Raw genomic sequence first — 765 nt, 5'->3', positions numbered from 1 at the left:
ATCTCCGGATCAACGCTTGCTTACAGCTCCCCGAAGCGTTTCGGCGTTTGCCCCGTCCTTCATCGGCTCCTAGTGCCAAGGCATCCACCGTGCGCCCTTTCTAGCTTAACCTATCGCGCTCTCGGCTTCTTCCTTACTGTCTAGCTTCGGCTCGCCGCCGCTCGGGGTCAAATAACCTTCGCCTTCGGGATGTAAACATCCCTCTAGGCGAAGAACATTTGCCCATCGCGGCGAAACGCTCGCCTCCGCTTTTCTTTCCGGTTATCTAGTTTTCAAGGAACGAAGTTGGTTCTTGAGAGAACATGACTCGTTCCCTCAAAACTGAACGAAGCGACTGCCTTGAGTCTGCTTCTTTGCAGCTTTGCGCCGAGGAATCCATCTTCCTTGAACCTGCTGGAAGACGAAGGCGCAAAACACTTGAAGGAATCCTCATTCCTTCAAAACTGAACGAAACAGAAGCGCGGTTGTGCACCGAATCACGACTAATGTCTAGCTCCAGCGCCTGGCTCTCTTCTGCCAAATAACCTTCCCCCTCGGGGTGCAAGCACCCCTGCGGGTGAAGAACATTTGGCTTCGAGATCGCCAGGATGGCGATATTTCGCCGTTGCCCGCAGGACGCGGGCTGTCTTTAGGCGAAATTACGGCGCTTCCGCTTTTCTCCTTAGAAAGGAGGTGATCCAGCCGCACCTTCCGGTACGGCTACCTTGTTACGACTTCACCCCAATCACTTGCCCCACCTTCGGCGGCTGGCTCCCTTGCGGGTTA

General features: G+C 54.9%; 1 protein-coding gene and 2 rRNA genes. All 3 read right to left on the bottom strand.

Annotation, left to right across the window (positions count from 1 at the left end; genetic code table 11):
• Positions 1 to 111, bottom strand: a 23S ribosomal RNA gene (locus tag BRO54_RS18870); the annotation flags it as partial.
• Positions 112 to 265: 154 nt separating this feature from the next.
• Positions 266 to 520: a hypothetical protein gene (locus tag BRO54_RS20165; protein ID WP_167367389.1), complete on the bottom strand. Its 255-nt coding sequence runs from the start codon at positions 518 to 520 to the stop codon at positions 266 to 268.
• Between the two features lie 145 nt (positions 521 to 665).
• Positions 666 to 765 (bottom strand): 16S ribosomal RNA (locus BRO54_RS18865); the annotation flags it as partial.

The organism is Geobacillus proteiniphilus (assembly GCF_001908025.1).
GTDB classification, from domain to species: domain Bacteria; phylum Bacillota; class Bacilli; order Bacillales; family Anoxybacillaceae; genus Geobacillus; species Geobacillus proteiniphilus.
This window is presented reverse-complemented; position numbering and strand designations above follow the sequence as displayed.